The sequence below is a fragment of the Rhodanobacter sp. ANJX3 genome, assembly GCF_014200755.1.
Taxonomy (GTDB): Bacteria; Pseudomonadota; Gammaproteobacteria; order Xanthomonadales; family Rhodanobacteraceae; genus Rhodanobacter.
The window spans coordinates 35633-62260 of the sequence record NZ_JACHCM010000011.1 but is presented as its reverse complement, the minus strand read 5'-3'; the positions used below and the strand labels follow the sequence as shown (position 1 = coordinate 62260).

20 protein-coding genes and 1 riboswitch are annotated in these 26628 nt (G+C 63.2%); of the genes, 17 read left to right on the top strand and 3 right to left on the bottom strand.

Features of this window, described 5'->3' with window-relative positions:
* Window positions 1–80 precede the first annotated feature (80 nt).
* Window positions 81–1685 carry an APC family permease gene (locus HDE76_RS19620; protein WP_179482363.1) on the top strand — a complete coding sequence of 535 codons (1605 nt, stop codon included), beginning with the start codon at window positions 81–83 and terminating at the stop codon, window positions 1683–1685.
* A 150-nt stretch (window positions 1686–1835) separates the two neighbouring features.
* Entirely contained in the window at window positions 1836–2519 is a 684-nt protein-coding gene (locus tag HDE76_RS19615; RefSeq protein WP_184510053.1) for an SEL1-like repeat protein, read from the top strand.
* Window positions 2520–2689: 170 nt separating this feature from the next.
* Here HDE76_RS19615 and HDE76_RS19610 read toward each other — a convergent pair whose 3' ends face one another.
* The 3 genes from HDE76_RS19610 to HDE76_RS19600 form a co-directional block, all read right to left on the bottom strand.
* Window positions 2690–3784 (bottom strand): homoserine dehydrogenase, encoded by a 1095-nt coding sequence (locus HDE76_RS19610; RefSeq protein ID WP_184510050.1) that lies wholly within the window; start codon window positions 3782–3784, stop codon window positions 2690–2692.
* Entirely contained in the window at window positions 3781–4986 is a 1206-nt protein-coding gene (gene metB / locus HDE76_RS19605; RefSeq protein ID WP_184510048.1) for a cystathionine gamma-synthase, read from the bottom strand. Before metB ends, HDE76_RS19610 begins: the two co-directional genes overlap by 4 nt.
* Before the next feature lie 68 nt (window positions 4987–5054).
* The gene (locus tag HDE76_RS19600; protein ID WP_184510046.1) at window positions 5055–6086 is read right to left on the bottom strand and encodes a homoserine O-succinyltransferase; all 1032 of its coding nucleotides are present in this window, start codon (window positions 6084–6086) and stop codon (window positions 5055–5057) included.
* Window positions 6087–6173: 87 nt separating this feature from the next.
* A riboswitch (SAM riboswitch) is annotated at window positions 6174–6292 on the bottom strand.
* 238 nt (window positions 6293–6530) lie between these two features.
* Between HDE76_RS19600 and HDE76_RS19595 the strand changes: the two genes are divergently transcribed.
* From HDE76_RS19595 to HDE76_RS19525, 15 genes are all read left to right on the top strand, one after another.
* Complete coding sequence (locus HDE76_RS19595) at window positions 6531–7550, top strand: cysteine synthase A (protein ID WP_179482372.1); 1020 nt, start codon at window positions 6531–6533, stop codon at window positions 7548–7550.
* Between the two features lie 60 nt (window positions 7551–7610).
* A complete protein-coding gene (locus tag HDE76_RS19590) occupies window positions 7611–8339 on the top strand; it encodes a 2OG-Fe dioxygenase family protein (protein ID WP_179482374.1) in 729 nt (242 codons plus the stop codon).
* 85 nt (window positions 8340–8424) lie between these two features.
* Window positions 8425–9597 (top strand): acyl-CoA desaturase, encoded by a 1173-nt coding sequence (locus HDE76_RS19585; protein ID WP_184510044.1) that lies wholly within the window; start codon window positions 8425–8427, stop codon window positions 9595–9597.
* 101 nt (window positions 9598–9698) lie between these two features.
* Window positions 9699–10055 (top strand): DUF1304 domain-containing protein, encoded by a 357-nt coding sequence (locus HDE76_RS19580; protein WP_179482378.1) that lies wholly within the window; start codon window positions 9699–9701, stop codon window positions 10053–10055.
* A gap of 41 nt (window positions 10056–10096) precedes the next feature.
* Entirely contained in the window at window positions 10097–10771 is a 675-nt protein-coding gene (locus tag HDE76_RS19575) for a M24 family metallopeptidase (RefSeq protein ID WP_179482380.1), read from the top strand.
* A gap of 21 nt (window positions 10772–10792) precedes the next feature.
* Window positions 10793–11104, top strand: a complete 312-nt coding sequence (locus HDE76_RS19570) for a hypothetical protein (protein ID WP_179482382.1) — start codon at window positions 10793–10795, stop codon at window positions 11102–11104.
* Complete coding sequence (locus HDE76_RS19565; RefSeq protein ID WP_179482384.1) at window positions 11101–11580, top strand: shikimate kinase; 480 nt, start codon at window positions 11101–11103, stop codon at window positions 11578–11580. The genes HDE76_RS19570 and HDE76_RS19565 overlap by 4 nt, the downstream gene beginning before the upstream one ends.
* 251 nt (window positions 11581–11831) lie before the next feature.
* Window positions 11832–12860 (top strand): LysR substrate-binding domain-containing protein, encoded by a 1029-nt coding sequence (locus tag HDE76_RS19560; RefSeq protein WP_179482386.1) that lies wholly within the window; start codon window positions 11832–11834, stop codon window positions 12858–12860.
* Between the two features lie 343 nt (window positions 12861–13203).
* On the top strand, window positions 13204–15333 hold the full coding sequence (fusA, locus tag HDE76_RS19555) for an elongation factor G (RefSeq protein WP_179482388.1): 2130 nt from the start codon (window positions 13204–13206) through the stop codon (window positions 15331–15333).
* Between the two features lie 311 nt (window positions 15334–15644).
* A complete protein-coding gene (locus HDE76_RS19550; protein WP_184510042.1) occupies window positions 15645–18608 on the top strand; it encodes a TonB-dependent receptor in 2964 nt (987 codons plus the stop codon).
* Window positions 18609–18800: 192 nt separating this feature from the next.
* On the top strand, window positions 18801–20402 hold the full coding sequence (locus tag HDE76_RS19545) for a peptide chain release factor 3 (protein WP_184510039.1): 1602 nt from the start codon (window positions 18801–18803) through the stop codon (window positions 20400–20402).
* Window positions 20403–20489: 87 nt separating this feature from the next.
* On the top strand, window positions 20490–21389 hold the full coding sequence (locus HDE76_RS19540) for a type II CAAX endopeptidase family protein (protein WP_184510037.1): 900 nt from the start codon (window positions 20490–20492) through the stop codon (window positions 21387–21389).
* 126 nt (window positions 21390–21515) lie between these two features.
* Window positions 21516–25184, top strand: a complete 3669-nt coding sequence (locus HDE76_RS19535; protein ID WP_184510035.1) for a response regulator — start codon at window positions 21516–21518, stop codon at window positions 25182–25184.
* Between the two features lie 6 nt (window positions 25185–25190).
* On the top strand, window positions 25191–26060 hold the full coding sequence (locus HDE76_RS19530) for a CheR family methyltransferase (RefSeq protein WP_179482398.1): 870 nt from the start codon (window positions 25191–25193) through the stop codon (window positions 26058–26060).
* The gene (locus HDE76_RS19525; RefSeq protein ID WP_184510033.1) at window positions 26047–26625 is read left to right on the top strand and encodes a chemotaxis protein CheB; all 579 of its coding nucleotides are present in this window, start codon (window positions 26047–26049) and stop codon (window positions 26623–26625) included. Before HDE76_RS19530 ends, HDE76_RS19525 begins: the two co-directional genes overlap by 14 nt.
* Window positions 26626–26628: the final 3 nt, after the last annotated feature.

Genomic DNA, 26628 nt, shown 5'->3' with positions numbered 1-26628 from the left:
TCCCTACCCCCTCTGTCATCATCGAACAATTGCGCCGTCGGGGATGGCGACCACCTTTCGCACCGTATCCAGGAGACTCTATGTCCTCATCCAGTTCGATTCGCCGCGACGTCGGCCCGTTTGCCCTGATGCTGACCGGCCTGGGTTCGATCATCGGCTCGGGCTGGCTGTTCGGCGCATGGAACGCGGCCAAGCTGGCCGGCCCCGGCGCGATCTGGGCGTGGGTGCTGGGTGCGGCGATCATCATGACGATCGCGCTGACGTACGCCGAACTGGGCGCGATGTTTCCCGAATCCGGCGGCATGGTGCGTTACGGCCATTACTCGCACGGCTCGCTGGTCGGTTTTATCGCGGGCTGGGCCAACTGGATCGCGATCGTCTCGGTGATTCCGGTCGAGGCGGAGGCCTCGGTGCAGTACATGTCGGGCTGGAAATGGGGCTGGGCTCAGGATCTGTATCACGTGACGGCCGGCAAGGGCGAACTCAGTCATACCGGCCTCGGCATCGCCGCCGTGCTGGTGATCATGTACTTCCTGCTGAACTTCTGGAGCGTGAAGCTGTTTGCGCACTCCAACACCGTGATCACCGTGATCAAGCTGATCATTCCGGCAGCCACCGGCGTCGCGCTGATTGCCAGCGGCTTCCATAGCGAAAATCTTTCCGTCGGCATCAACGGCGGCAACCACACCAACGATTTCGCGGCGATCCTCACGGCCGTCGCCACCGCCGGCATCGTATTCGCCTTCAACGGGTTTCAGAGTCCGGTCAATCTGGCCGGTGAGGCACGCAACCCCGGCAAGAGCATTCCCTTTGCCATCGTCGGCGCCATCCTGATCGCTACCGTGGTCTATGTGCTGCTGCAGGTGGCCTATCTCGGCTCGGTGCCGCAGGCGATGCTGGCCAAGGCCGGCTGGCACGGCATCAGCTTCAGCTCGCCGTTCGCCGAGCTGGCGATCATCGTCAATCTCAACTGGCTGGCGATTCTGCTGTACGCCGACGCCTTCGTCAGCCCGAGCGGCACCGGCATGACCTACACCGCCACCACCGCCCGCATGATCTACGGCATGGAGCGCAATGGCACCCTGCCGAAAATTCTCGGCCATGTGCATCCGAAATCCGGCGTGCCGCGCCCGGCGATGTGGCTGAACCTGGTGGTGTCGTTCCTGTTCCTGTTTTTTTTCCGCGGCTGGGACTCGCTGGCGGCGGTGATTTCGGTGGCCACCATCATCTCCTACCTGACCGGCCCGGTGAGCGTGATGACGTTGCGCCGCACGGCACCCGAATTGCATCGCCCGTTCCGGCTGACGGGCCTGCCGATCATCGCCGGCATCGCCTTCATCATGTCGGCCGAGCTGCTGTACTGGGCCAAATGGCCGCTTACCGGCAAGATCATCCTGCTGATCGTGGTGGCGTTGCCGATCTATCTCTACTACCAGTATAAGAGCGGCTTCCACGATTTCGGCCGACAGATGAAAGGCGCCTGGTGGCTGGTGTTTTATCTGATCGCCCTGGCGGGCGTGTCGCGCATCGGCAGCGTCAAATTCGGCGGCCTGGACTACATCCCCTTCGGCTGGGATCTGGCCGTGGTCGCCGTGATCGGCCTGGTGTTTTTTCTGTGGGGCGTAAAGTCCGGCTGGCGCACGCCATCCATCGAAGAAGCGCGTGAGGAAGCGCACAACGATTGAGCGGCGTCTCTTCAGTGTGAATGAGGCAGCGATCCCGACCCAGAGTAAACAACATGTCGAGTCATACGTTTGCAGTTGTATGACGGGATGCGCCGATCACTTTCTCGATGGCTCGCCTATCTCACAAACCCACAATCAACGGAGATCGGCGTGAAACCATCGATGAAAGTCGCGCTGGTTTTGCTCGGACTCAATGTCTTCGGGTCCGTCCCTGCCGCCTTGGCCGAGTCCCCGGCTGCGACGCAGGCCGTGCCAGTGGATGAAAAGATCAACAACTGCAACAGAGGCCTGGAACAGATTCTTCCCGGCGACTACTACGCCTGCGAAGCTCGCTACTATTTCCAGAACGGTCACAACCAGCACGGAGCCTCGGAACTCGAGGAGGCGGCCTATTGGGCCAGCAAGGACGCACAGTTTGCACTGGGCCTGATGTATTTCAATGGCGATATGCAGGGCATTCCGGCAAACCGTCCGCTGGCACTGGCTTGGCTTGCCCTGGCGGCCGAAAGAAACGATTTTGACCATCAAAGATCCTACGCCATCGCTCGCGCCAAAAGCAGCGAACAGGACATTCAGGCCTCCGACGCGCTGCTGAAAAAAATGCAGTCGACGTACGGCGATAAAGTTGCCGGCTTACGCGCCATGCGCCGGTTCAATCATGAAATTGCCCCGCTGGAAGATGCCGCCAATACTGGAGGAATCATTTACCTCCGGGGATATTCGCCGTTTCCCGAGGACGCCAACACTGTGGTCGCTCAGTTACACGCGGAAGCCGACAAGGCCTTTCAGGGTTTGATCGGCACCGTAACGGTCGGCCCGTTGCAGGTGAGATAACCCCGCGGTGCCGTAGGTTGGCGGTGAGCGCAGCGACTGTGGAGGCAGGATGCCGAAACGAACATTCGCGAAGCGAATGGCCCGAAGGGCAAGCCGCAGTGACAGCTTGTAACCCCAAGGTATGGAAGTTACGAAGTTGGGATTTGTTGCGCTCACCGCCAGCCTACAAATCAGCAAAGTGCGAGAACGTCGCCAAGCAGCGCCTGCGCCGTGACTTCCGGCCCGGCGCCCGGCCCCTGGATCACCAGCGGCTGGGTGTTGTAGCGCAGCGTGGTGAGGGCGAACTGGTTATCGGTGCCGTAGAGCCTAGCCGCGGGATGCGTGGCCGGTACTTCGGCGATGCCGACCCGGGCCTTGCCGCGCTGGTTGAGCCGCGCGAGGAAGCGCAGCACGTTACCCTTGGATGTCGCTTCGGCGTAGCGAGCGGCCAGCGGCTGGTCCAGCTCGGTCAGCCGTGCGAGAAACTGCTCGGCCGATATCGCCCGCAGCGTTTCAGGCACTAGGCTGTCGACCTGGACCTCGTCGACGCCCAGCGCAAAGCCGGCATTGCGCGCGATGATCAGCAGCTTGCGCGCGACGTCGTCGCCGGAAAGATCGGAACGCGGATCGGGCTCGGTATAGCCGAGCCGGCGCGCTTCCAGCAGCAGGGCGGAAAACGGCTGGCTGCCGTCGTACTGATTGAACAGCCACGACAGCGAACCGGAGAACACGCCTTCCAGCGTGAGCAGGCTGTCGCCGCACTGGCGCAAGCGACGCAGCGTCGAGAGCACCGGCAGGCCGGCACCGACGGTCGCCGAATCGCCGTAGCGCGCTCCGTGCGCGGTCGCGGCCTGCAGCGCGCGCCAGCCAGACAGCTCGCCGCCGGCCAGCGCCTTGTTGGCGGTGACGACGTGATAGCCGCGTCCCAGCCATTCGGCGTGGCGTGACGCCAGCGCGGCGTTGGCCGTGGCATCGACAATCACCTTGTGTCTGGCATCGCAAGCATCGAGAGCCGCCAGCAGCAGCGCGTCATCGCGCGGATCACCGCCAGTGTTCAACTGCTCGCGCAATGTCTTACTGGCGAGGCTTGCCGCCTCGGTGTACTGGCGACGCGAGTTCGCCGCACCGACGAGTCGAATGCTCGCCGCTGCCGGCGTGTTGAGCAGCTTGAGCAGGGCACCGCCCACCACGCCCGTACCCAGCAGCACAATGCCTGTCGCGAATACCGACGCAGAAGGTGCCGGCGATTTCAGCGGGGCGGCAGGCGCGACGACCGCCGAACTCATGCGTGGACCCGGCCGGCAGCGGCAGCCCGGGCGGTTTTGGCTGCCAGCGCATGTGCGCGGGTCAGCCCGGCATCGATATCGCGCAGCAGATCGTCGCCGTCCTCGATACCGACCGAGAGGCGCAGCAGACTGTCGGCAATGCCGGCAGCGTGGCGAGCCTCGGGGGCCATCGACGCATGCGTCATCGAGGCAGGATGCGCGACCAGGCTCTCGACGCCGCCCAGCGATTCGGCCAGCGAGAAATATTCCAGCCCGTTGACGAAGGCCTCGATCTGGCTCACGTCGCCTTCCAGCTCGAAGCTGAGCATGGCGCCAAAACCCTGCTGCTGGCGCGACGCAAGCGCGTGGCCCATGTGGTTTTTCAGGCCCGGGTAATAGACTTTGCGTACGGCCGCATGGCCGTCCAGATGGCTGGCGATGCGCTCGGCGTTTTCCTGATGCTGACGCAGACGAACGGCCAGCGTGCGCAGGCCGCGCAAGGTGAGGTAACTGTCGAACGGCGCGCCGGTGAGCCCATTGCAGTTGGCCCACCATTTCAGCTGATCGTAGACGGCGGCGTCCTTGGCTACCGCCGCACCGCCGACCACGTCGCTATGGCCATTGATGTACTTGGTGGTCGAATGCACGACCACGTCCGCACCGAGCAGTAGCGGCTGCTGCAGCGCGGGCGAAAGAAACGTGTTGTCGACGACCAGCAGCGCGCCGGCGGCATGGGTGGCCTGCGCCACGTGGCGGATATCGGTGATGCGCAGCAGCGGGTTGGACGGTGTCTCCACCCACACCAGCGCCGGCTTCTTGGCGAGGCCGGCGACCAACGCGGTGCTGTCCGTCAGGTCGACGAAATCCACTGTGAAACGGCCCTTTTTTGCCCAGGCATCGAGCAGGCGCCAGGTACCGCCGTAGCAGTCGTGTGCCGCCAACACATGGCCGCCGGCCGGTACCAGCTCCAGCACCAGCGCAACCGCCGACATGCCGCTGGAGGTCACCACCGCACCGGCACCCTGCTCCAGCTCGGCCAGCGCGTTGCCGAGAAGATCGCGGGTCGGGTTGCCGCTGCGCGAATAGTCGTAAGCGCGCTTGCGACCGAAGCCCTCGAAGCTGTAGTTGCTCGACAAATGCAGCGCAGGCACTACCGCACCGTGCTGGGTATCGGTTTCGATGCCGGCACGCACGGCGGTGGTACAAGGGGTGCACTTGCTCATGGAAGTCTCCGGAACCGTTTGATGTGTTGTTGATGCAAGAGAGGCTTGAGTCGATCAGGCCGCATCGATTAATTCAGCGCGCCGCGCAGCAGCGGCGCGAGCTGTTCGGGCTCTTTCAGAAAGGCATCATGGCCGTACGGCGAATCGACCACTTCCAGCGTGGCCGAACCGTGCAGCCGACTCTGCAGCTCGCACAGGTCGGACAACGGCACCAGCCGGTCGGACGGAAAGCCGATCAGGGTCGAGCGCACGGGCACCAGCTCCGGCGCGATGTCATGCAGGTCGATCGATTCGGACAGCGCCAGGAAGCGATCCGCGTCGAAGTGTTCGACGAAGCGGCGGCCGGCGTGCTCCAGATAATCCTCGACCGGAAAATGGAAGCGGCCGTCGCGAAACTCCGGACCACCGGCGAAGCGCTTGCCGAACTCGGTGCTGCCGCGGTACGTGGTCATCGCCAGCTGACGCGCCAGCGACAGCGCCTCGTTCACCTGCCCGCTGGCCTGACCCATGCGCACGATGCCGCGCTGCACACTGCGCTGGGCGGTGGCCAGCGGGTGCGGCCGATGCGCCCCGGCCAGCAGCACCAGTCGATCGACCCCATGCGGATGACGCGCGGCAAACGCCAGACCCACCATGGCGCCATAGGATGAACCGATAAAGGCGTGCGCCTGCGGCACGTTCAGCGACTGCAGCAGCGCGGCCAGGGCGTCGGCCTGATCCTCGCTGGAGATGGCATTCGTGCCCAGTTCGGCCGGGCTCAGCCAGTCGATCGACAGTACGCGCCATTGATTCAAATCGATGGCGGCACCGGCGCCGACCAGCGGCTGCCACCAACCCGGTGCGGCACCGCGATCCAGCGTCACCACATCGCGATCGGCCGAAATACCGCCCTGCACGATCAGCGTGGGCGCATCCGGCGCCCCCGTCCACGCATAGCGCACGTCGACTTCGACCGCGTCGCTGCCGTATTTCGGGGTCAGCGTGACGCGGCGCATGCTGCGCCGAACGGTCAGGCTGGGGCGGTGGCGCAGCGGTGCCAGTATCGCGTCGATCGCGGCGCTGGTGCTGGAGGCGGCAAGGGCTTCGGGCGAACAGGTCATTCGGTCTCTCCGGTCGGCATCGTCCTGCGAAGGGCCGGAGAGGTCGTCATGCGTAGGATCGACAGCAAAGCGCTGCGAGAGACATGACGCCCATCTTCCGGATTGGCGCTAGATGGCGCTTCCGCAGGAATTAGCACCGTTGCGAAAACATTCCGCAGGTTGCCCCGGCTTCAATGGGCCTGTCCCTCAGCCGGTCTCGATGAGTGAGTCGACAGTAAAGGCTGAGATTTTTATTGTCAATAGACGTCTAAACATCTAAACGTATAAACCGTCGACCGCCACCAAAATCGAGAAACATCGTTTTACGCCAATGCGCAGCCGCGTTGAACCGGCGACCGACGCCATCCTGGCGGCAATCCGCTACACCGGCGGCCCGATCGCCTTTGATCAGACCAATTCGCTCTAGACTTGGCTTCTGACTTCAGCCAGTGGCGAAAACTACCCATGAGCCATCACACCGACTTCGCCAGCGCCATCGGCCGCACCCCGCTACTGCGCCTGCGTCATGCCTCGGAACTCACCGGCTGTGAGGTGCTTGCGAAGGCGGAGCTGATGAATCCGGGCGGCTCGATCAAGGATCGGACCGCGCTGGGCCTGCTGCAGGACGCGCGCGATCGTCGGCTGATCCGCGCCGGGGGCACCGTCGTCGAGGGCACGGCCGGCAATACCGGCATCGGCCTGGGCCTGCTGGGCGCCAGCCTCGGCTATCGCACCGTCATCTTCATGCCCGAAACGCAGAGCCGCGAAAAGATCGACGCGCTGCGCCTCACCGGCGCCGAAGTGCGGCTGGTGCCCGCCGTGCCGTATAAGGATCCCGGCCACTACGCCCACCAAGCCCGCGCGCACGCCGAGGCCATGAACGCGGCGGATCCCGGCAACGCCTGGTTCGCCAACCAGTTCGACAACACCGCCAACCGCGATTTCCACGAGGTCACTACCGGCACCGAGATCTGGGAGCAAACGCATGGCCGAGTCGACGGCTTCGTCTGCGCGTCGGGTACCGGCGGCACGCTGGCGGGCGTGGGTCGCGCGTTGAAAGCGCGCAAGCCGCAAGTGCGCATCGCCCTAGCCGATCCGGCCGGCTCGGCGCTGGCGAACTACGTCAATACCGGCGAACTGATCGCCAGCGGCCATTCCATCAGCGAGGGCATCGGCTCCAGCCGCGTTACCGCCAACTTCGACGGCGCGCCGATCGATCTGGCCTGGTCCATCCCGGATGACGAATCGGTTCCGCTGGCGCATCGGCTGCTGCACGACGAAGGCTGGTGCGTGGGCGGCTCCAGCGGCGTCAACGTGGCCGGCGCGATTCGGCTTGCGCGCGAGCTGGGCCCAGGCCACACCGTGGTGACGATTCTCTGCGACGCCGGCACACGCTACCAGGCGAAATTGTTCAACCCCAACTTTCTGCGCGAAAAAAATATTCCTGTGCCGGCGTGGCTGGATGCCGCGTTTCCTGGCGGATGAAGCCCAAGCTATGGCCGACCCGAATATCTGCATAGCCTTGGCTGCTGGTAACGTAAGAGCATGACTACTCAATCCGATCTGTCCGCCCTGCACGCCCGGCTGCAAGGCGAGGGCTTTGCCTTCCTCGGCGCCGAGACCATGGATGGGTTGCTGGGCGATCCCCGCTCGCTGGAAGACTGGCAGACATTTACCGAAAGCTGGAACGATCTGGCGCCCGACGCCTATCTGGCCGCCAAGGGGCGCAAGCGTCGCCGCCGCCATGCCACGTTCACCATCGACGCCGACGGCGGCATCACCCGCAACCCACAGCAGCCGCACGTGCAGACCCTGCAGCACAACAAGCTGCAGGGCGGCATCGAGCGCTGGTTCGTGCCGATCCGGCCGAAGATCACCGACGGCCCCAGCTTTGGCCGCATTCTTGCGTTCAGCCACGCGCTGTTCGGCTCGCTGGCGCCGCGCGTGGCGCACTGGCACGTCGAGGTACACCAGTTCCGCATCGAGGCTACCATTGGCGAAGCAGGCGAACCCACGCCCGAAGGCGTGCATCGTGACGGTGTGGACTACGTGCTGGTGCTGCTGATCGACCGCACCAATATCGAAAGCGGCATCACGACCATCCACGGCGGCAGCGGCAATCTGCTCGGCAGCTTCACGCTTACCCACCCGCTGGACGCGGCCCTGGTCGACGACGCCAAGGTCAGCCACGGCGTAACCGCGGTGACGCCGTTCGATCCGACCAAGCCGGCGCATCGCGACGTGCTGGTCGTGACGTTCAAGGCGGCTGTTTAGCCGCCCCTGTCGTCGAAAGGCCCCACAACGCGCGCATAACCGCGAATGAGCTAGGCTGGCAATCACATCACTCGTCTGGCTGCCCATGTCCTTCGATTTATCGCATCGCAGGACGGCCGCCGCGGCGCCGTTACCCGACGCCCTGTCCGAACGCCTGAAGTTCAACGGCGACAACCGCTTTCATCGCGAACTGCGTCGACGCGTCGACGCGCAGTTCAAGCACAGCGGCACCCGCCAGCGCGACAGTGCGGCCATGTATCTGAAAACCGCCGTCATCCTGGCCATGTTTGCCGCCAGCTACATTGCGCTGGTGTTTTTCGCGACCAATGGATGGCTGGCTCTGGCGATCAGTACGGTGCTCGGCAGCACCGTTGCCGGCATCGGCTTCAACGTGATGCATGACGGCGGCCATCAGGCGTATTCGGATCGGCGCTGGATCAACCGACTGATGGCGCTGACCCTGGATCTGGTCGGCGGCAGCTCGTATATCTGGCAGTGGAAGCACGCACGCTTTCACCACACTTGGGTCAATGTGGCCGGGCACGACAGCGATATCGATCTGGGCGTGCTGGGACGACTGTCGCCCGAACAGCCATGGCGTCCCTGGCACCGCTGGCAGCACCTGTATCTATGGGTACTCTACGGCGTCACCGCCATTCGCTGGCATGTCTATGGCGACTTCCGCGACATGATTACCGGCAGAGTCGGCGAGCGCCCGTTCGATCGACCGCATGGCTGGGACCTGGTGGGCTTCGTGATCGGCAAGCTGGTGTTTTTTACGCTCGCCTTCGGACTGCCGCTGATGCTCCATTCGATCGGCGCGGTGCTGCTGTTCTACACGACCACCTCGGCCGTGGCCGGTGTGCTGCTGGCGCTGGTTTTCCAGATGGCGCACGTGGTCGAGGAAGCCGACTTTCCCGCACCGAACGCCCAGAGCCGGCAGATGGACACGCCGTGGGCGATCCACCAACTGGAGACCACGGTGGATTTTTCGCGCGACAGCCGCGTGCTGAGCTGGCTGATCGGCGGGCTCAATTTCCAGATCGAGCACCATCTGTTTCCGCGCATTTCGCACGTGCATTACCCGGCCGTAGCGCGCGTAGTCGAGGCCACCTGTCGAGAATATGGCATCACTTATCGCACGCATCGCAGCTTTGCCGCGGGCATCGCGTCGCACTATCGCTGGCTGCGGCAGCTGGCTATGCCGGTGGACGTGGTTCCACCGGCCCTCCTACCTATCGATGCAGTTCCACACTGAGCCACTGAACGGCGAATTTGCGATGGGCTGATCCGGCTGCGACACTGGCCGACACGATCACCGCCGCAACCGCCGGCGGACGTCGCCACCCGGGGAAGCTCATGTCCGTCGTCGCCACTGTCGTCATCGCCATCATTGCGCTGCTCCACGTGTATTTCCTCATCCTGGAAATGTTTCTGTGGACCAAACCAGCCGGCCGCCGCGCCTTCGGCCTCACCGCGGAGTTTGCCGAAGCGTCCAAAACGCTGGCGGCCAATCAAGGCCTGTACAACGGCTTCCTCGCGGCGGGGCTGATCTGGGGCCTGAGCCTCGGCGTCGCCGGCTTTGGTGTAAAAACATTCTTTCTCGTCTGCGTACTGGTGGCCGGCATCTTCGGCGGCCTCACGGCCAGCCGGAAGATTCTGTGGATTCAGGCGCTACCCGCGCTGATCGCTTTACTGCTTTTGCATTTGGGCTGATCGTGTCACTCCGTCAGCAACTCTCCCTGGGTTTCGACAGCATGCCTGCTACAGCGCGCGAAGCCGTCGGCAAACGCTACGACATCGAACGGATGCAGCTCGCCCGCGACAAAAGCTGGGCAGCGCTGCACGGCATTCGCGCCCGCATGCGCACAGGCATCTCCGAAGACGAGGCCGCGCTGGAGGCGGCCGAAGTCTTTCGCAAGCTGGGCATGGAACGACTTTGGCACCCGGTACTGATCCGTATCGGCCCGAATACCACCAAAACGTATCGGCAAGCATCCGACCCCGCCGTACGCCTGGGCGAGAACGACAGCTACTTCATCGACCTCGGCCTGGTGTTCGATGGTCATGAGGGCGATGTCGGCGACACGTTTGTGGTGGGCGACGCGCCACAGCGCCAGGCCTGCGCCGAAGCGGCGCGCGCGCTGTTCCACGAAGTGGCCGACACTTGGCGAAATCGAGGATTGAGCGGCCAGGCGCTATACGCATATGCCGACGAACGTGCCGAGGCGATGGGCTACCGGCTCAATCACGCCGTCAAGGGTCATCGCGTCAGCGATTTTCCCCACGCGATTCACAAGGGCGGCGACCTCGGCGCGCTGGAGGCCTCGCCGACGAGCGGACTGTGGATTCTGGAAATCCAGATCGCGCATCCCAGCGAGCCGTTCGGCGCGTTCTACGAAGATCTGCTGGTGTCGACGAACGCCGCATAACTACGCTGCCAGGAGCTGACGATGCCTCACTTCTACATGGAATTAGCCGTTGTGCTGGTCTGTCTTATCACCGGTATCGCCAGTTTCCGGAAGCATGACAAACGTACTGGCCTCGGATTTGTGTGCTCTTCGATCGGAATATTCGCCGTCGCACTGGAGCGGGTGCTGCCCGCCGCAGCCCCCTGGCTCGGCGATGCGGGTGCCTTCGTATCGTTGCTCGGCAGCGCATTTTTCGTTGCGAATCTCTGGCATGCGCGGCAGCCCATTTCTCGCAGCATGCCGATTGAATCTGCGCGGCAGCACGTACGAATTTCGCCAACACGCAAGTCATGAAAATTCTGATCTTCGGCAATTCCGGCTCCGGCAAAAGCACGTACGCGAAGGCGATGGCCAAGCAGCACGCGCTGGCTCATCTGGATCTGGACACGATCGTATGGGAGCCCGGACAGATCGCCGTGCCGCGTTCGTCCACCGCGATTGATCGCTCACTGAAAGCTTTCCTCGATGCTCATTCGCGCTGGGTCATCGAAGGCTGCTACGGAGAGCTCGTATCGGCTGCAGCGATGCGCTGCGACCGGCTGGTGTTTCTCAATCCGGGGCTCCAGACCTGTCTGGCCAACAACCGGCGGCGCCCGTGGGAACCGCACAAGTACGCCTCGAAGGAAGCACAGGATGCGATGCTGGAAAAACTTCAGACATGGGTCGCCGGTTACTACCGACGCAGCGATCACTGGTCGTACCGGCAGCATCGGCAAATCTTCGATGCGCATACGGGCACGAAGCACGAATACGTGACGTCGCCACCATAGATTCCGGCTACTTGCTGGCGCGATTATCCGCGACCGGCATGAAATGCGCGCTTGACTCGTCATTCATTATGGATGTATAGACGTCCATATGACATTTATTGTGCAGCCCAACATCTTTGTGGCTCCCGCCGGGGCTAGCGGCGCGCTTTGCACTGGTTCGCCATGCGGCAAGAACGGGCGATGTTCGCGGGGGTAGCGTCTTCTCCTCAACCGGATCCCAGCCAGCCCCCAACACGCATTGCGAACAAGCCATGACCCTGACCCAGCTGCGCCACCTCGTCGCGATCGTCGATTGCGGACTCAATATCTCCCTCGCTGCCGAGCGCGTGCATGCCACCCAGCCCGGGCTGAGCAAGCACCTGCGTCACCTGGAGGAAGAACTCGGCTTTCCGATGTTCAACCGGCGCGGGCGCAACCTGGAAAGCCTGACCCATGTCGGTGGCCGCGTGCTGGAAAGCGCCCGCATGATCCTTGCCGAAGTGGATTCGATCCGCTCGGTGGTCGCCACCATGCATGGGGTGACGCGCACCATGCTGCGCATCGCCACTACGCACACCCAGGCGCGCTTCGCCCTGCCTGCAACGATCGGCGCGCTGAGCCAGCGCTTTCCCAACCTGAGCGTGCACCTTCAGCCGACGGCCGATGCCCTGCTGCTCGACGTGCTGGACAGCGACGGCGCCGATATCGCCATCGTCAGCACGTCGGGCGGGCCGCCGAAAACCAACGGCCTGGCGCTGCCGGCCTACCGCTGGCATCGCGTCGCCCTGGTGCCGCGCGAACACGCCTTTGCCCAGCTGACGCGGCCGTTGACCCTGGCGGAACTGGCCGGCGTGCCGCTGATCAGCTACGACTCGTCGCTGAAAGCGGATTCGTCGCTGCGGCAGATCTTCGAGACGGCGGGCCTGCACCCGCAGATCGCCATGACCGCCGGCGACGCCGACCTGATCAAAACCTACGTCCACGCCGGCATGGGTGTAGGCATTCTGGCCGAGATGGCGCTGCAGCCGTCGGACGCGGAGCACCTGCGCGCGCTGCCGGCCGATCACCTGTTCCCGACCTGCACTACCTGGATCGTGCTGCGGCGTGAGAGTCCGCTGCGCGAGCAAGCGCTGGAGTTCGTGGCGCAGTTCGCGCCGCATCTGGACCGGGGCCAGGTCGGCCAGGCGCTGACCAGCGGCGTCAATTTTGACGGCCAGTGGCCAGCTACGCCGTACTGGCATCAGCCCGGATCGGCATCGGCCCAGGTCGTGCCGTTTCCGGCGCGCGGGTCGCAGCGGTAAACCACCACGCCACCCCGGGTTCTCGGACAGCCATTCAGGGCTGACGAAGCCCCTATTCCACCCAACCGACGGCGCTCATCGCGAGCCGCAAACCCTGCCCCAGCACGGCGCGGCGAGTGCGGGTGCGCATGAAAATCGGCCGAATCACAACTCGGACCCGAAAACACGCTAAAATCATGAGTTAGCCGCTGCCGATCTTCGCCGGCGATGCCTTTGAACCGGGTTCAAGGCACGCCCTATGAAGCGCGGCCGCAAGGCGGACGGCCCCGTGCGGCCCGCCGATCGACGTTATATACCCAACGATTACTCATCCAACCACGCTCGACATTTCGGAAACCAGGTCATGGCCAGAAACAAACCACTCACCCTTTATCGCAACATCGGCATCATTGCGCATATCGATGCGGGCAAGACCACGACGACCGAGCGTGTTCTGTACTACACCGGCAAGAAGCACCAGATCGTCGACGTGCACGACACGAAAGACGGCAAGGGCTCGACCACGACCGACTACCTCGAGCAGGAGCGCAAGCGTGGCATCACCATTCAGTCGGCCGCCGTGTCGACCGAGTGGAAGGGTCACCAGATCAACGTGATCGACACCCCGGGACACGTGGACTTCACCATCGAAGTGAACCGTTCGCTGCGCGTGCTCGACGGCGCCGTGGTGGTGTTCGACGGCGTGGCCGGCGTGGAACCGCAGACCGAAACCAACTGGCGCCTGGCCGACCAGTACAACGTGCCGCGCGTCTGCTACATCAACAAGATGGATCGCATCGGCGCCAGCTTCGCGCACTGCGTCAAGGGCATCCGCGAGCGCCTCGGCGCGCCGGCCCTGCTGTGCCAGATTCCACTGGGCAGCAGCGACGAGTTCTGCGGCATGGCCGACCTGGTTGCCAACGTGGCCTATATCTGGGCGTCGGACGACAAGGACAGCAAATGGGAAACCGTTTCCTTTGAAGAAGCGAAGGCCCGCCTGAAGTTCGGTTCCACCGTCGACAACGACTGGATCGATCAGCTGCCGAAGCTGCGCGAAGAAATGCTGGAAACCGCGCTGGCAATGGACGACGACGCGTTCGAGCAGCTCATCAACACCGGCGAGCACGATCCGAAGGTGCTGAAGGAGTGCATCCGCAAGGGCTGCGTCACCGGCAAGCTGGTGCCCGTGTTCTGCGGCTCCTCGTACAAAAATAAGGGTGTGCAGCAGCTGCTGGACGCCGTGGTCGACTACATGCCCTACCCGGGCGAGAACGGCGGCATCTCGATGGTCGACGAGGACGGTAACGTCATCGGCGAACAGGAAGTGCGCGACGACGCACCGGCACGCGCGCTGGCGTTCAAGGTCATCAACGACCAGTTCGGCACCCTCACCTTCTGCCGCGTCTACTCGGGCGTGATCAAGAAGGGCGACACGCTGCAGAACGTCACCCGCGGCAAGAAAGAGCGCGTGGGTCGTATCGTGGAAGTGCAGGCCAATGCGACCAAGGAAATCGACGAAGTGCGCGCCGGCGACATCTGCGCGTTCGTCTCGATGAAGGACACCGAGACAGGCGACTCGCTGAGCGATCCGGCGCACCCGGCCCTGCTCGAGCGCATGCGCTTCCCGGACCCCGTGATCAGCGTGTCGGTCGAGCCGAAGACGCGCAACGACGTCGACAAGATGTCCACTGCGCTCTACAAGATGGTCAAGGCCGATCCGTCGCTGCGCATGGAAGTCGACAAGGAAACCGGCCAGACCGTGCTCAAGGGCATGGGTGAGCTGCATCTGGAAATCACCCTGGATCGCATGCGTACCGAGCTGGGCGTAGACGCCAACATGGGCAAGCCGAAGGTCAGCTTCCGCGAAGCGTTCGGCCAGACCGTTGAGCACACCTACACCCACAAGAAGCAGTCCGGTGGTTCGGGCCAGTTCGCCGAAGTGAAGATCATCTTCGAGCCAGGCGAGTCCGGCTCGGGCGTGGTGTTCTCCGACGAAGTGGTCGGTGGCCGCATCCCGCGCGAGTACATCCCGGCCGTGCAGCACGCAATCGAAGTCGAGTCGCGCCAGGGCCAGGTAGCCGGCTACGAAGTGCTGGATTTCAAGGCGCGCCTGATCGACGGCAAGTACCATGACGTCGACTCCTCGGCGCTAGCCTTCGAAATTGCCGCGCGCGCCTGCTTCCGCGAGGCACAGAAGATGTCCAAACCGAAGCTGCTCGAGCCGATCATGGCCCTGGAAGTGGTCACCGAAGCGACCTATCTCGGCGACGTCATCGGCGACATCAACCGTCGTCGCGGCAGCATCTCCGACCAGGGCCAGAAGGGCATGTCGGCCTTCGTGCAGGGCTTTGTGCCGCTGTCGGAAATGTTCGGCTACATCAACTTCCTGCGTTCGGCCACCAGCGGCCGCGGCAACTTCACCATGATCTTCGATCATTACGAAGAAGTGCCGGCCAGCATGGTCGAGAAGCTGATGGAGAAGGAAGCGAAGTAAGCTTCGCTTTCATAGCGCGCTGCCCTCACCGTCAGCGCGAAATCAAAGAACCCGGGGAGCGATCCTCGGGTTTTTTTGACCGCGGTCGACGTGATGCGACACCTGGAATGATTAAAACTTTGGGCGCGGCACCGGGGTCTGCTCTTGTCGGTGCTGCATCGCATGATGACAGCGGCAATTTCTTTCGTTCATGCTCGGCGAAGGGGACACGAAACCTACGACCTCACCGGCATATTGCCGGCGCCGTCGGGTAGCGGCTCAAAAAAGGACGCCAAGTGATGGCGCGATGTATTCCAGGGTAGGGAAGCTGCATGAACGATTTTAGGCGGACGCCGTTCGCACACACGCGGGCACCGCAGGGCCGACGCCAGAGGCTCGCCGCCAGCACATGCGCGCTGGCTTTGCTGATGGCCGCGGCCAACCAGGCCGTCTCGGCGCAGGATTCAGCGGCGACAGCGCAAGGCCGCCAGGACCCGAAGCCTGCTGCGGCGACCGCAAATAAAGACGCCAAGGACACTAAAACGGCAGCGGCAAAACCGGTCAAGCCCGCCGCCAAACCAGAGGACTTGGCCAGCACGCTGGACACTGTCGTGGTCACCGGCATTCGGGCCAGCATCGAGAATTCGATCAAGGCCAAGCAGTTTTCCGATGACATCATCGAAGCGATCTCGGCGGAAGATATCGGCAAGCTGCCTGATTCCAGCATTGCCGAAAGTCTCGCCCGCCTGCCCGGCTTGGCCACGCAGCGCGTCGACGGTCGCGCCAACCAGATCTCGATTCGCGGCCTGTCGCCCGACTTTGCCGGCACCACGCTCAACGGACGCGAGCAGGCCACCATCGGCGAAAACCGCGGCGTGGAATACGACCAGTATCCATCCGAGCTGATCAGCGGCGTGGCCGTCTATAAGACGCCCGACGCCAGCCTGATCGGCCAGGGCCTGTCCGGCACCGTCGATCTGCACACGATCAAACCGCTGGACCTGCCGAACCGGACCATTTCGGCGAACCTTCGCGGTGAGTCCACCTCCAACGGCAACCTCAATCCAGGCAGCGGCGTCGGCGATACGGGGCATCGGGCCAGCTTCTCCTACATCGACCAGTTTTTCGACCACACGCTCGGCGTTGCCGTGGGATTCGCGCAGCTCGATTCGCCGATCCAGGAAAAGCAGTATCAGGCTTGGTACTGGAGCGTCGACAACGGCCCCGCCGGCATTGAGCAGAACTACAACTACCCGCATACGCCAGGCATACCGGACAACGTGCTGTCGCAGGAAGGCATGGCCCTGCGTGCCAAGTCAGAGAGCCAGCAACGCAACGGGTTGATAACGGTACTTGAATGGGCGCCGAGCAAGGCATACCACTCCACGCTGGATCTTTACTACTCCGCCTTCCGCCAACGCACTTACAGCAATGACGCGCAGTGGTCGAGCAGCCCGTACGACACTGTCCCACACAGCTACAGCAACGTCGGATTGACGCAGGCGCAACCTTATCCTGTCGTCACCTCGGGCTCGATGACCAACATCGCGCCGATTCTGCAGAACGACTACACCAAGGAACGCGACAAGCTCTTCTCCGCCGGCTGGAACAACCAGTTCGAGTTCGGCGGCGACTGGTCCGGCACGGCCGATCTCTCCTATTCCAGCGCCAAGAAAAAACTGCAGGATGCCTACCTGTTCGCCGGCCTGCCGGACGGCGCGTTCACCAGCGTGGACTTCAACACGCCGGCCGACAACGGCTATCCGGATTTTCGTCCGGCGGTGAATCTGGCCGCCCCCGGCACGGTGGTGTTCACCGATCCGGACAATTACGGCTACAACGGCCGCGAGGAGTTTGATCAGCAGAAGGATTCGATCAAGGCCATCCGCCTCGAAGCCACGCGACAGCTCGGCTGGATCTTCGACAGCATGAATCTCGGCGTGGACTACTCCGATCGCATCAAGGTGAAGCAGGCCAATGTGTTTTTCGCGTGGCTCAACGGCAACGGTTCCGATGACGCCACTTACAACCACAACTTCAGCGTGCCGATCGACCCGGCTTATCTGCTGGGCCCCACGTCGCTGGGCTACGGCGGCATACCCGGCATCCTCAACTACAACGTGCTCGACGCGCTGGGCAGCCAGTTTTATCTGACCCAGCGCAACGGCCAGGGCGACTTCAGCCGCAACTACTCGGTGGAAGAAAAGGTGCCGCTGGGCTACCTCAAATTCAACATCGACACCTCGCTGGGAAGTATCCCGCTGCGCGGCAACGCCGGTGTGCAGGTCGTGCATACCGACCAGTCGTCGGAAGCGCTGCAGACCGATGGCGACACCCTGGTCGGCCGCATCGATGGCGGGGCCAGTTATACCAAGGCGCTTCCCAGCCTGAACCTGGTCGCCGAGCTAGGCGATCAGCAATACCTGCGATTTGGCCTGGCCAAGACGATGGCGCGCGGTCGCATCGACGACGAGAAGGTGGCCACGTCGGCGGGCGTAGCCGTTGTAACCGACGGCCCCGGCACGGGTCAGGTGCTGTGGTCCGGAAGCGGCGGCAACCCGAAGCTGCTGCCGTATATCGCGGTCGGCACCGACCTGTCGTGGGAAAAATACTTCGGCACGTCCAGCTACGTGGCGGTAGCGGTGTTCAACAAGAATCTCCTCAACTACATCTACAACCAGACCACGCTGAATTACGACTTTTCCAACTACGTCAACGACACTCCCACGCTCACGCCGACCAGCAATTTCGGCGCGTTCACCCGACCGGAAAACGGCACCGGTGGGCGCATGCAGGGGCTGGAATTATCCGGCGCGCTGGAAGGCGGTCTGATCGCGCATGCGCTGGATGGTTTTGGGGCGCAGGCCAACTTCTCGCTCACAAACAGCTCCATTCCCACCAACGCGATCTCGTCCATTCCCGGCAGCCCGAGCACCCTGCCAGGCCTGTCGCGCAAGGTGGCCAACCTGCAGCTGTATTACGAAAAACATGGATTCTCCGTGCGCATTGCCGAGCGATACCGGTCGTCGTTCACCGGCGAAGCTGTGGCGCTGTTCGACCAGCTTGGCTACACGAAGATCCTGCCCAACAAGCAAACCGACTTGCAGCTCGGCTACGACTTCACCGAAGGCCGCTGGAGCGGCCTGTCACTGCTGCTGCAGGTCAACAACCTCACCAACACTCCGGACACCACCGTGCAGGTTTCAAACCTGCCTAACGGCGTTTCCCTGTCCAGCCCGCTCGAATACGACACCTACGGGCGCACGGTACTGTTCGGCGTAAATTACAAGTTGTGAGGTGGATTTGTGCCATCAACGCCGCCGAATAACACGTTGCCCACGTAGGTTGGCGATGACCACAGCGAACCCCAACGCCGTATATTCCGTCACGTTGGGGTTCGCTGCGCTCACCGCCAACCTACGAGCGGAACGGGCGCGCGGCCGATCCGCGGTATCATTACGGGTTGACGCTCCAGCCGACCCGCCCGCATGTCTTCGCATCTTCAAGAAACCCGCCGCCGCCGCACGTTTGCCATCGTCAGCCATCCTGACGCGGGCAAGACCACGCTGACGGAAAAGCTGCTGCTGTTCGGCGGCGCGATCCAGATGGCCGGCTCGGTCAAGGGCCGCAAGGCCGCACGCCACGCCACGTCGGACTGGATGGCCCTGGAAAAAGAGCGCGGCATTTCGGTGACCTCGTCGGTGATGCAATTTCCATACGAGGGCAAGATCGTCAACCTGCTTGATACGCCGGGCCATGCGGACTTTTCCGAAGACACCTATCGCGTGCTGACCGCGGTGGATTCGGCACTGATGGTGATCGACTGCGCCAAGGGCGTGGAAGAACGCACGATCAAGCTGATGGAGGTCTGCCGGCTGCGCGACACACCGATCATGACCTTCATCAACAAGCTCGACCGCGAAGGCCGCTCGCCGATCGAACTGCTGGACGAAGTGGAATCGGTGCTGGGCATCGCCTGCGCGCCGCTGACCTGGCCGATCGGCATGGGCAAGCGCCTGAAGGGCGTATATCACCTGCTGCTGGACGAAGTTCACGTGTTCGAGCCGGGCAAGAATTTCACCCGCCAGGACTCGACCATCTTCAAAGGCCTCGACGCACCCGGCCTGCTGGAAAAGATCGGCGACGAGGCGATGCGCGAGCTGCGCGACGAGCTCGAACTGGTGCAAGGCGCCGCGCCTTCGTTCGATATGGACGAATATCTCGCCGGTCGGCAGACACCGGTGTTTTTCGGCTCGGCAGTGAACAATTTCGGCGTGCAGCTGCTGCTGGATTTCTTCGTCGAGAACGCACCCTCGCCACGCCCGCGCGCCACGCTCACGCGCGAGGTCGAGCCGGAGGAGGAAAAACTCAGCGGCTTCGTCTTCAAGATCCAGGCGAACATGGATCCAGCGCACCGCGATCGCGTCGCCTTCATGCGCGTCTGCTCGGGCACCTATACCGCCGGCATGAAAATGATGCAGACCCGCACCAACAAGGAGGTTCGCATCGCCAACGCGCTGACCTTCATGGCCAGCGACCGCGAGATCGTCGAAACCGCCTACCCCGGCGACGTGATCGGCCTGCACAACCATGGCACCATCACCATCGGCGACACGTTCACCGAAGGCGAGTCGGTCAACTTCACCGGCATCCCGAACTTTGCGCCGGAGCTTTTTCGCCGCGCGCGCCTGCGCGATCCGCTGAAGATGAAGGCGCTGCAGAAAGGTCTGGCCCAGCTCAGCGAGGAAGGCGCCACCCAGTTCTTCCGGCCGCTGATGAGCAACGACCTGATCCTGGGTGCGGTGGGCGTGCTGCAGTTCGATGTGGTGGCGTATCGGCTGAAAGACGAATACAACGTCGACGCCAGCTTCGAACCGGTCACCGTCACCACCGCGCGCTGGGTGCACTGCGACGACGAAAAGGTGCTGGCCGAATTCCGCGAGAAGAACGCGATGAACCTCGCCATCGACGGCGCCGGCGAGCTGGTCTACATCGCGCCGACGCGCGTCAACCTGCAGCTGGCACAGGAGCGCTGGCCGCAGGTGCGTTTTGTCAATACGCGCGAGCACGCCGCGTCGGTGGTTGCCTAAGCGCTGCGGTTGATCTGCGGCAAAGTTGCAGACAAAGCCCGCGCGGCGGACGTTCGAGCGACGTAACGACCATCACCGGGAATTGCCATGCAAGCCGCTTCGCTCGCCTTCGTCACCCCGCCCGATGCGCCGCGCTGGCAGCGCTGGCTGGTGTTTTCGGCGGCAGCGCGAATCGCCTTCTTCGCGGCGATGCTGCTCGGCGTCGGCGTCGTCATTCACCTCGCGCTGGGGATGCTTGGCTGGACCCCGAAAACCGCGTCGCCGTTGAAACTGGCGCTGGTCACGCTGAGCCTGCAACTGTTGCCGACAGTCATCGCCTATCTCGTTCTGGTCAAGCGGATCGAGCGGCGGCGCATGCGTGAATGGTCGCTGGCGACTTTGCCCACTTTCGGCGTCGGTGGCCTGGTGACGGGGGCGGCACTGTTCACGACCATCGTCGGCGCGCTGTGGCTGCTCGGCGTCTATCACGTGACCGGCACCAATCCGCAGGTGAACTGGCTGCCGCAGCTGCTGGTAGCCGGCGTTGGCGCCGGCATCGGCGAGGAAATCGTGATGCGCGGCGTGCTGTTTCGCAGCATGGAGGAAGGCTGTGGCACGTGGATCGCCGTTGCGGTCTCGGCGCTGTTTTTCGGCGGCGCGCATAGCTTCAACCCGGGTGCCACGCTGTGGAGTTCGGCAGCCATCGCCGTCGAAGCCGGGGTGATGCTGGCCCTGCTGTACCACGTCACCCGCTCGCTATGGGCATGCATGGGCCTGCATGCCGGATGGAACATCATGCAGGGCACGGTCTACGGCATCCCGGTTTCCGGTAGCACGGTCGATGGCTGGCTGGTCTCCCATCGCATAGGCCCGGCGTGGCTCAGCGGCGGCGTTTTCGGCGCCGAAGCGTCGGTGGTGGCGCTGCTGATGTGCTCGCTGCTCACCGCAGCCCTGGCGACGGTGGCGCTACGTCGCGGTTCGATCGTACCTTTCCGACGCCATCGCTGACTTATTGTCATACACAGCTGGCGAGAGCGCGCCGCTATGGCATAACGGCGACAACGGCTACTCTGTTGCGTGGCCCATCGTCCGATGCCTGCCACCGAATTGCCCATCAACCCTGACGGCCCGCGCATGCCACAGACTTCCACGCCACTATCGAAGCAATCATGGCTGGTCAATCAGCCGTTGCAGCGCAAGATCACACTCGGCATCGGCCTGCTGCTGGGGCTGTTTCTACTGATCTGCGTGGTCACGATGAACTCGCTGCGAGAGCAGCATGTCTATCGCCAGTGGACCAATCATACCTACGAGGTGATGCTGGCCATTGCTGACGTGCGCCGCGCAGTGCAGACCGAGCAGATCGGCGCGCGCGGTTACTTGCTGTCCCAGCGTGCGGACCAACGCGCGGATCAGCGCGCCATATTCGACGGTGGCAACAAAGACATCTACGTGGACCTCGCTCGGTTGCGCCGGTTGACCGCGGACAATGCCATCCAGCAGTCGCGTGTCGGCGCCATCGAGACCATGGCGACCCGCTGGCATCAGGAATTCACTCTCAACGTGCTCGGCCCGTTGTCGCAGCTCGCCGCTGTCGATACGGCGGCGGCGGTACTGGAACGCCAGCGCATCCAATCCAGCTATCTGGAAAAACGCACCGTCACCCTCGAGGAACTGCAGGGCGTGCTCGACCGCATGGCCGACGAGGAAAACCAGCTGCTGGCCGAACGCACCCAGCGCCAGGACAGCTCGCTGCGCACCACCCGCATGGTCAACCTGGCGGCGATATTGCTCGGGCTGCTGCTCGGTTTCACCATCGTGCGGCTCACCTCGCGACTGGTGACGCGACCGCTGCATCGGCTCACCGATTTGATGGCACGACTGTCGAACCACGATCACGACTTCGAGATTGGCCGACTGAACCGGCAGGACGAGATCGGCAAGATCGCGCGCGGTCTGCAGGTGTTCAAGCAGATGGCCATCGATACGCAGGGGCAAACGTGGCTGAAGACGCAGGTCAGCAGCATTTCGCACCGGCTGCAGGAAGCCACCACGCATCGCGAGTTTGCCCAGTGGCTGACCAGCGAACTGGCGCCGTTGTTCAAGATGGGGGTGGGTCTGTTCTATTCGTTCGACGAAACCCGCTTTCGACTCGATCTGCTGGGCAGCTATGGCCTGCGCCTGGGCGCCCATTCCGCAGAAAGTTTTACGCCGGGTGAAGGTCTGGTCGGTCAATGTGCCATTGAGCGCAAGCCGATTTTTGTCGACAACGTGCCGGCCAACTACGTGCACATCGATTCGGGCAGCGGCGCCGCGCTACCCAACACCATCGCCATTCTGCCGGTGCTGTTTCGCGACCGGCTGATCGGTGTGATCGAGATGGCCGGCTTTACCGCCATCGATGCGCTGCATCAGCAATTGCTCGATGAATTGCTGCCGATCGTGGCGCTAACCCTGGAAAACCTCAATCGCGCCGTCAACACACTGGACCTGCTCGAGCGCACGCAGGAACAGGCCGACGAACTGCGCCTGTCCGAACTGGTCATGCGCCAGCAGCGGGAAGTTCTGCGCGACAACAACGAGGCGCTGCAGGCCAAGACGATCGAACTCCAGGAGCAGTCCGAGCGCTTGATCGCTTCCGAAGAAGAGCTGCGCGTGCAGGCCGAAGAGCTGCAGGCCTCGAACGAGGAGCTGCGCGAAAAGACCGACAGTCTCAACCGGCAGAAACATGTGCTGGAAGATCTTCAGGTGGAAACCGAGGAAAAGGCCCAGGAGCTGGCGCGCGCCAGCCAGTACAAATCGGAATTCCTGGCCAACATGTCGCACGAGCTGCGCACGCCGCTGAACAGCCTTTTGATCCTGTCGCGCAGCCTGTCGGACAACGACACCGGCAATCTGGACGAGGAGCAGATCGAATCGGCACGAATCATCCACGACTCCGGCACGAGCCTGCTGCACCTGATCAACGACATCCTCGACCTTTCCAAGATCGAGGCCGGCAAGATGGAGCTGATGATCGACGAGCTTCCGCTGGCCGACCTGCAGCACCGGCTGATGCGTACGTTCGCGCATGTGGCGGAAAAGAAGAGTCTCGGCTTCACCATCGTTATCGATCCGGACCTTCCGGCGATTCTGCGTACCGACGGCGCCAAGCTCGAACAGATCGCCAACAACCTGCTGAGCAATGCGTTCAAGTTCACCGCCAAGGGCAACGTTGCCGTGCGTATCGGACGTCCGGATGCGGAACTGGCTGTTCCGGAAGACCTGGCCGGACAGTCGGTGATCGCGATCAGCGTCACCGATTCGGGCATCGGTATTCCGGCCGACAAGTTTCAGCACATCTTCAACGCGTTCGAACAGGTCGATGCAAGTACCAGCCGGCAGTTTGGCGGCACCGGCCTCGGCCTGGCCATTTCGCGCAAGATGAGCGTGCTGATGGGCGGTGATATCCTGCTGCAAAGCGAAACCGGCCGAGGCAGCTGTTTCACCATACTGCTGCCGGAGACGCCGCCCGACCGCACCGACGACGCGATCGACCGTGCTCCGCGTACCGCTGCACCGCCCTTCGTGCGCAGCGGCACGGCGCATCAGCATCTACGGCCGGACAACATCGACGACGACCGCCGCGCGATCGAACCAGGACAGACGTGCATTCTGGTGATCGAGGACGATGCCGCCTTTACCCGCATCCTGATCGACATGATCCATCGCAAGGGCTATCGCGCACTGGCAGCCAGCAATGGCGAAGACGGCCTGCAGCTGGCCCGTGAGCATCATCCCACCGGCATTCTGCTGGACGTGATGCTGCCGATGATGGACGGCTGGACCGTGATGGACCGGCTCAAGACCGATGCCGGCACGCGCGCGATTCCCGTGCATTTCATTTCCGCCACCGACGAAGCCCCGCGCGGGCTTGAGCTGGGCGCGGTCGGCTTTCTCACCAAGCCGGTAAGCCGCGAGTCGATCGGCGCGGCCTTCGAGAAGCTGCTGCACTTTGCCGAGGGTCACCAGCGCCATCTGCTGATCGTCGACGACGAGGCCGACTCGCGTAAGGCCGTTCGAACGATGCTACGAGCCGACAACGTGCTGATCGATGAAGCCGGCTCGGCCGAGGAAGCGCTGGAGAAAACCGCCGCCACGCGCTACGACTGTATCGTGCTGGATCTGGGCCTGCCCGGCATGTCCGGACTGCAGCTGCTCGAACACCTGTCCGGCTCGGCCGAGGGCGTGCCGCCGGTCGTGGTGTATTCCGGCCGCGATCTGAGCCGCGAGGAAAACCTGCTGCTGCGGCAATACACCGATTCGATCGTGATCAAGGGCGCTCGCTCGCCCGAGCGGTTGCTGGACGAGGTCAGCCTCTTCCTGCACAGCATCCAGCATGCGCCCCGGCATCTGGCGAACGGCGGCAACACGCTGGCCAGCGCCGAAATGACCGGCCGACGGGTACTGCTGGTGGACGACGACATGCGCAACCTGTTTGCGCTGTCCAAGGTGCTGCGCAGCTGGGGTCTGGCGGTTACGATGGCGCAGGACGGCCAGAAGGCGCTGAAGGCGCTGGCCGACGACGAGGCGCCGGAACTTGTACTGATGGATATCATGATGCCGGTGATGGACGGCTACGACACCATTCGGGCGATCCGCGCGCAAACGCAATTTACCCGCCTGCCGATCATTGCGCTGACCGCCAAGGCCATGCGCGGCGATCGCGAGAAATGCATCGAGGCCGGAGCCAGCGATTATCTTTCCAAACCGATCGACATCGACAAACTCGCCTCGATGATCCGCGTCTGGCTGCAGCGTTGAGCACGCATGTCGACACCGCTGCCTGATATCGAACTGGAACGGATCGAGGTGGATCTGTTCGTATCGGCGCTCAAACGCCGCTACGGCTTCGACTTCAGCCAGTACGCGCCGGCCTCGCTGACCCGGCGCGTGCGCCAGCTGATGCACGTGCATCACTGCGACAGCATCAGCGCGCTGACCGCGCGACTGCTGCACAAGGCGGATTTCGTCACCCAGGTGATCGAAGGGCTTTCGGTGCCGGTATCGGAGATGTTTCGCGATCCGCTGATGTTCCGCGCGCTGCGCGAACAGGTGCTGCCGCTGCTGGCCTCCTACCCGCGCATCAATGTGTGGCAGGCCGGCTGCGCCTATGGTCAGGAAGTCTATTCGCTGGCAATTCTGCTGGAAGAAGCCGGCCTTTACGAGCGCAGCCACATCTTCGCCACCGACTTCAATCCCGCGGCGCTCAAGCGCGCGCACGAAGGCATCTACCCGGCCAAGGATGCGCAGCTGTGGTCGCGCAACTACATCGAGGCGGGCGGCAGCCAGTCGCTTTCCAGCTACTACAGCGCACGCTACGACTTCATCCGCCTGCACGAACGTCTGCGCAAGAACATCACCTTCACCAATCACAACCTCGTAACCGACAAGGTGTTTTGCGAGGCGCATCTGGTGCTGTGCCGCAACGTGCTGATCTACTTTTCCAATCCGCTGCAAGATCGCACGCTCGCGCTGTTTCGCGACAGCCTGGTGCGTGGCGGCTACCTGTGTCTGGGACTGCGCGAAAGCCTCGATTTTGCTCCCGCCGCCGCGGATTTCACCGCCGTCGACGCCAGCCAGCGGCTCTACCGTCGAAAGCTGCAGGCCCCCTCCGGTGAGCACGATGCGTCCGCCTGAGGCGATCGCCATCGGATGCTCCCAGGGCAGCCTCCACGCGCTGCGCGTGATACTTGGCGGACTCGATCGACGACTGACGCAAACCCTGCTGATCTGCTGTCATACTTCGACCGACGTGTCGGGTCTGTGCGCATTGTTGGCCAGTCATTCAACGTTGCCGATTGTCGAGGCGCGCGAGCGACAGCAGGCCATCGGCGGCACCGTGCATGTGGCACCGGCAGGTTATCACCTGCTGCTGGAGAACGATCGCCACTTTGCCCTTTCCGTGGACGATCAGGTGCGCTATTCCCGGCCGTCGATCGACGTCATGTTCGATTCCGCGGCCGACGTCTATACCTGCGATCTGATCGGTGTGGTGCTTACTGGAGCGAACAGCGATGGCGCCGAGGGACTGGCGAGAATACGCCGGCGCGGTGGCGTGGCCGTGGTGCAGACGCCCGAGGGCGCCGAAGCCCCGGCGATGCCCCGAGCCGCGCTGGAACAAGCGGGGGCCGACTATTGCCTGCCGCTGGAAGAGATCGCTCCGCTGCTCAACCGCCTTTGTCTGGCCCAACCCTTGCGTTGAATC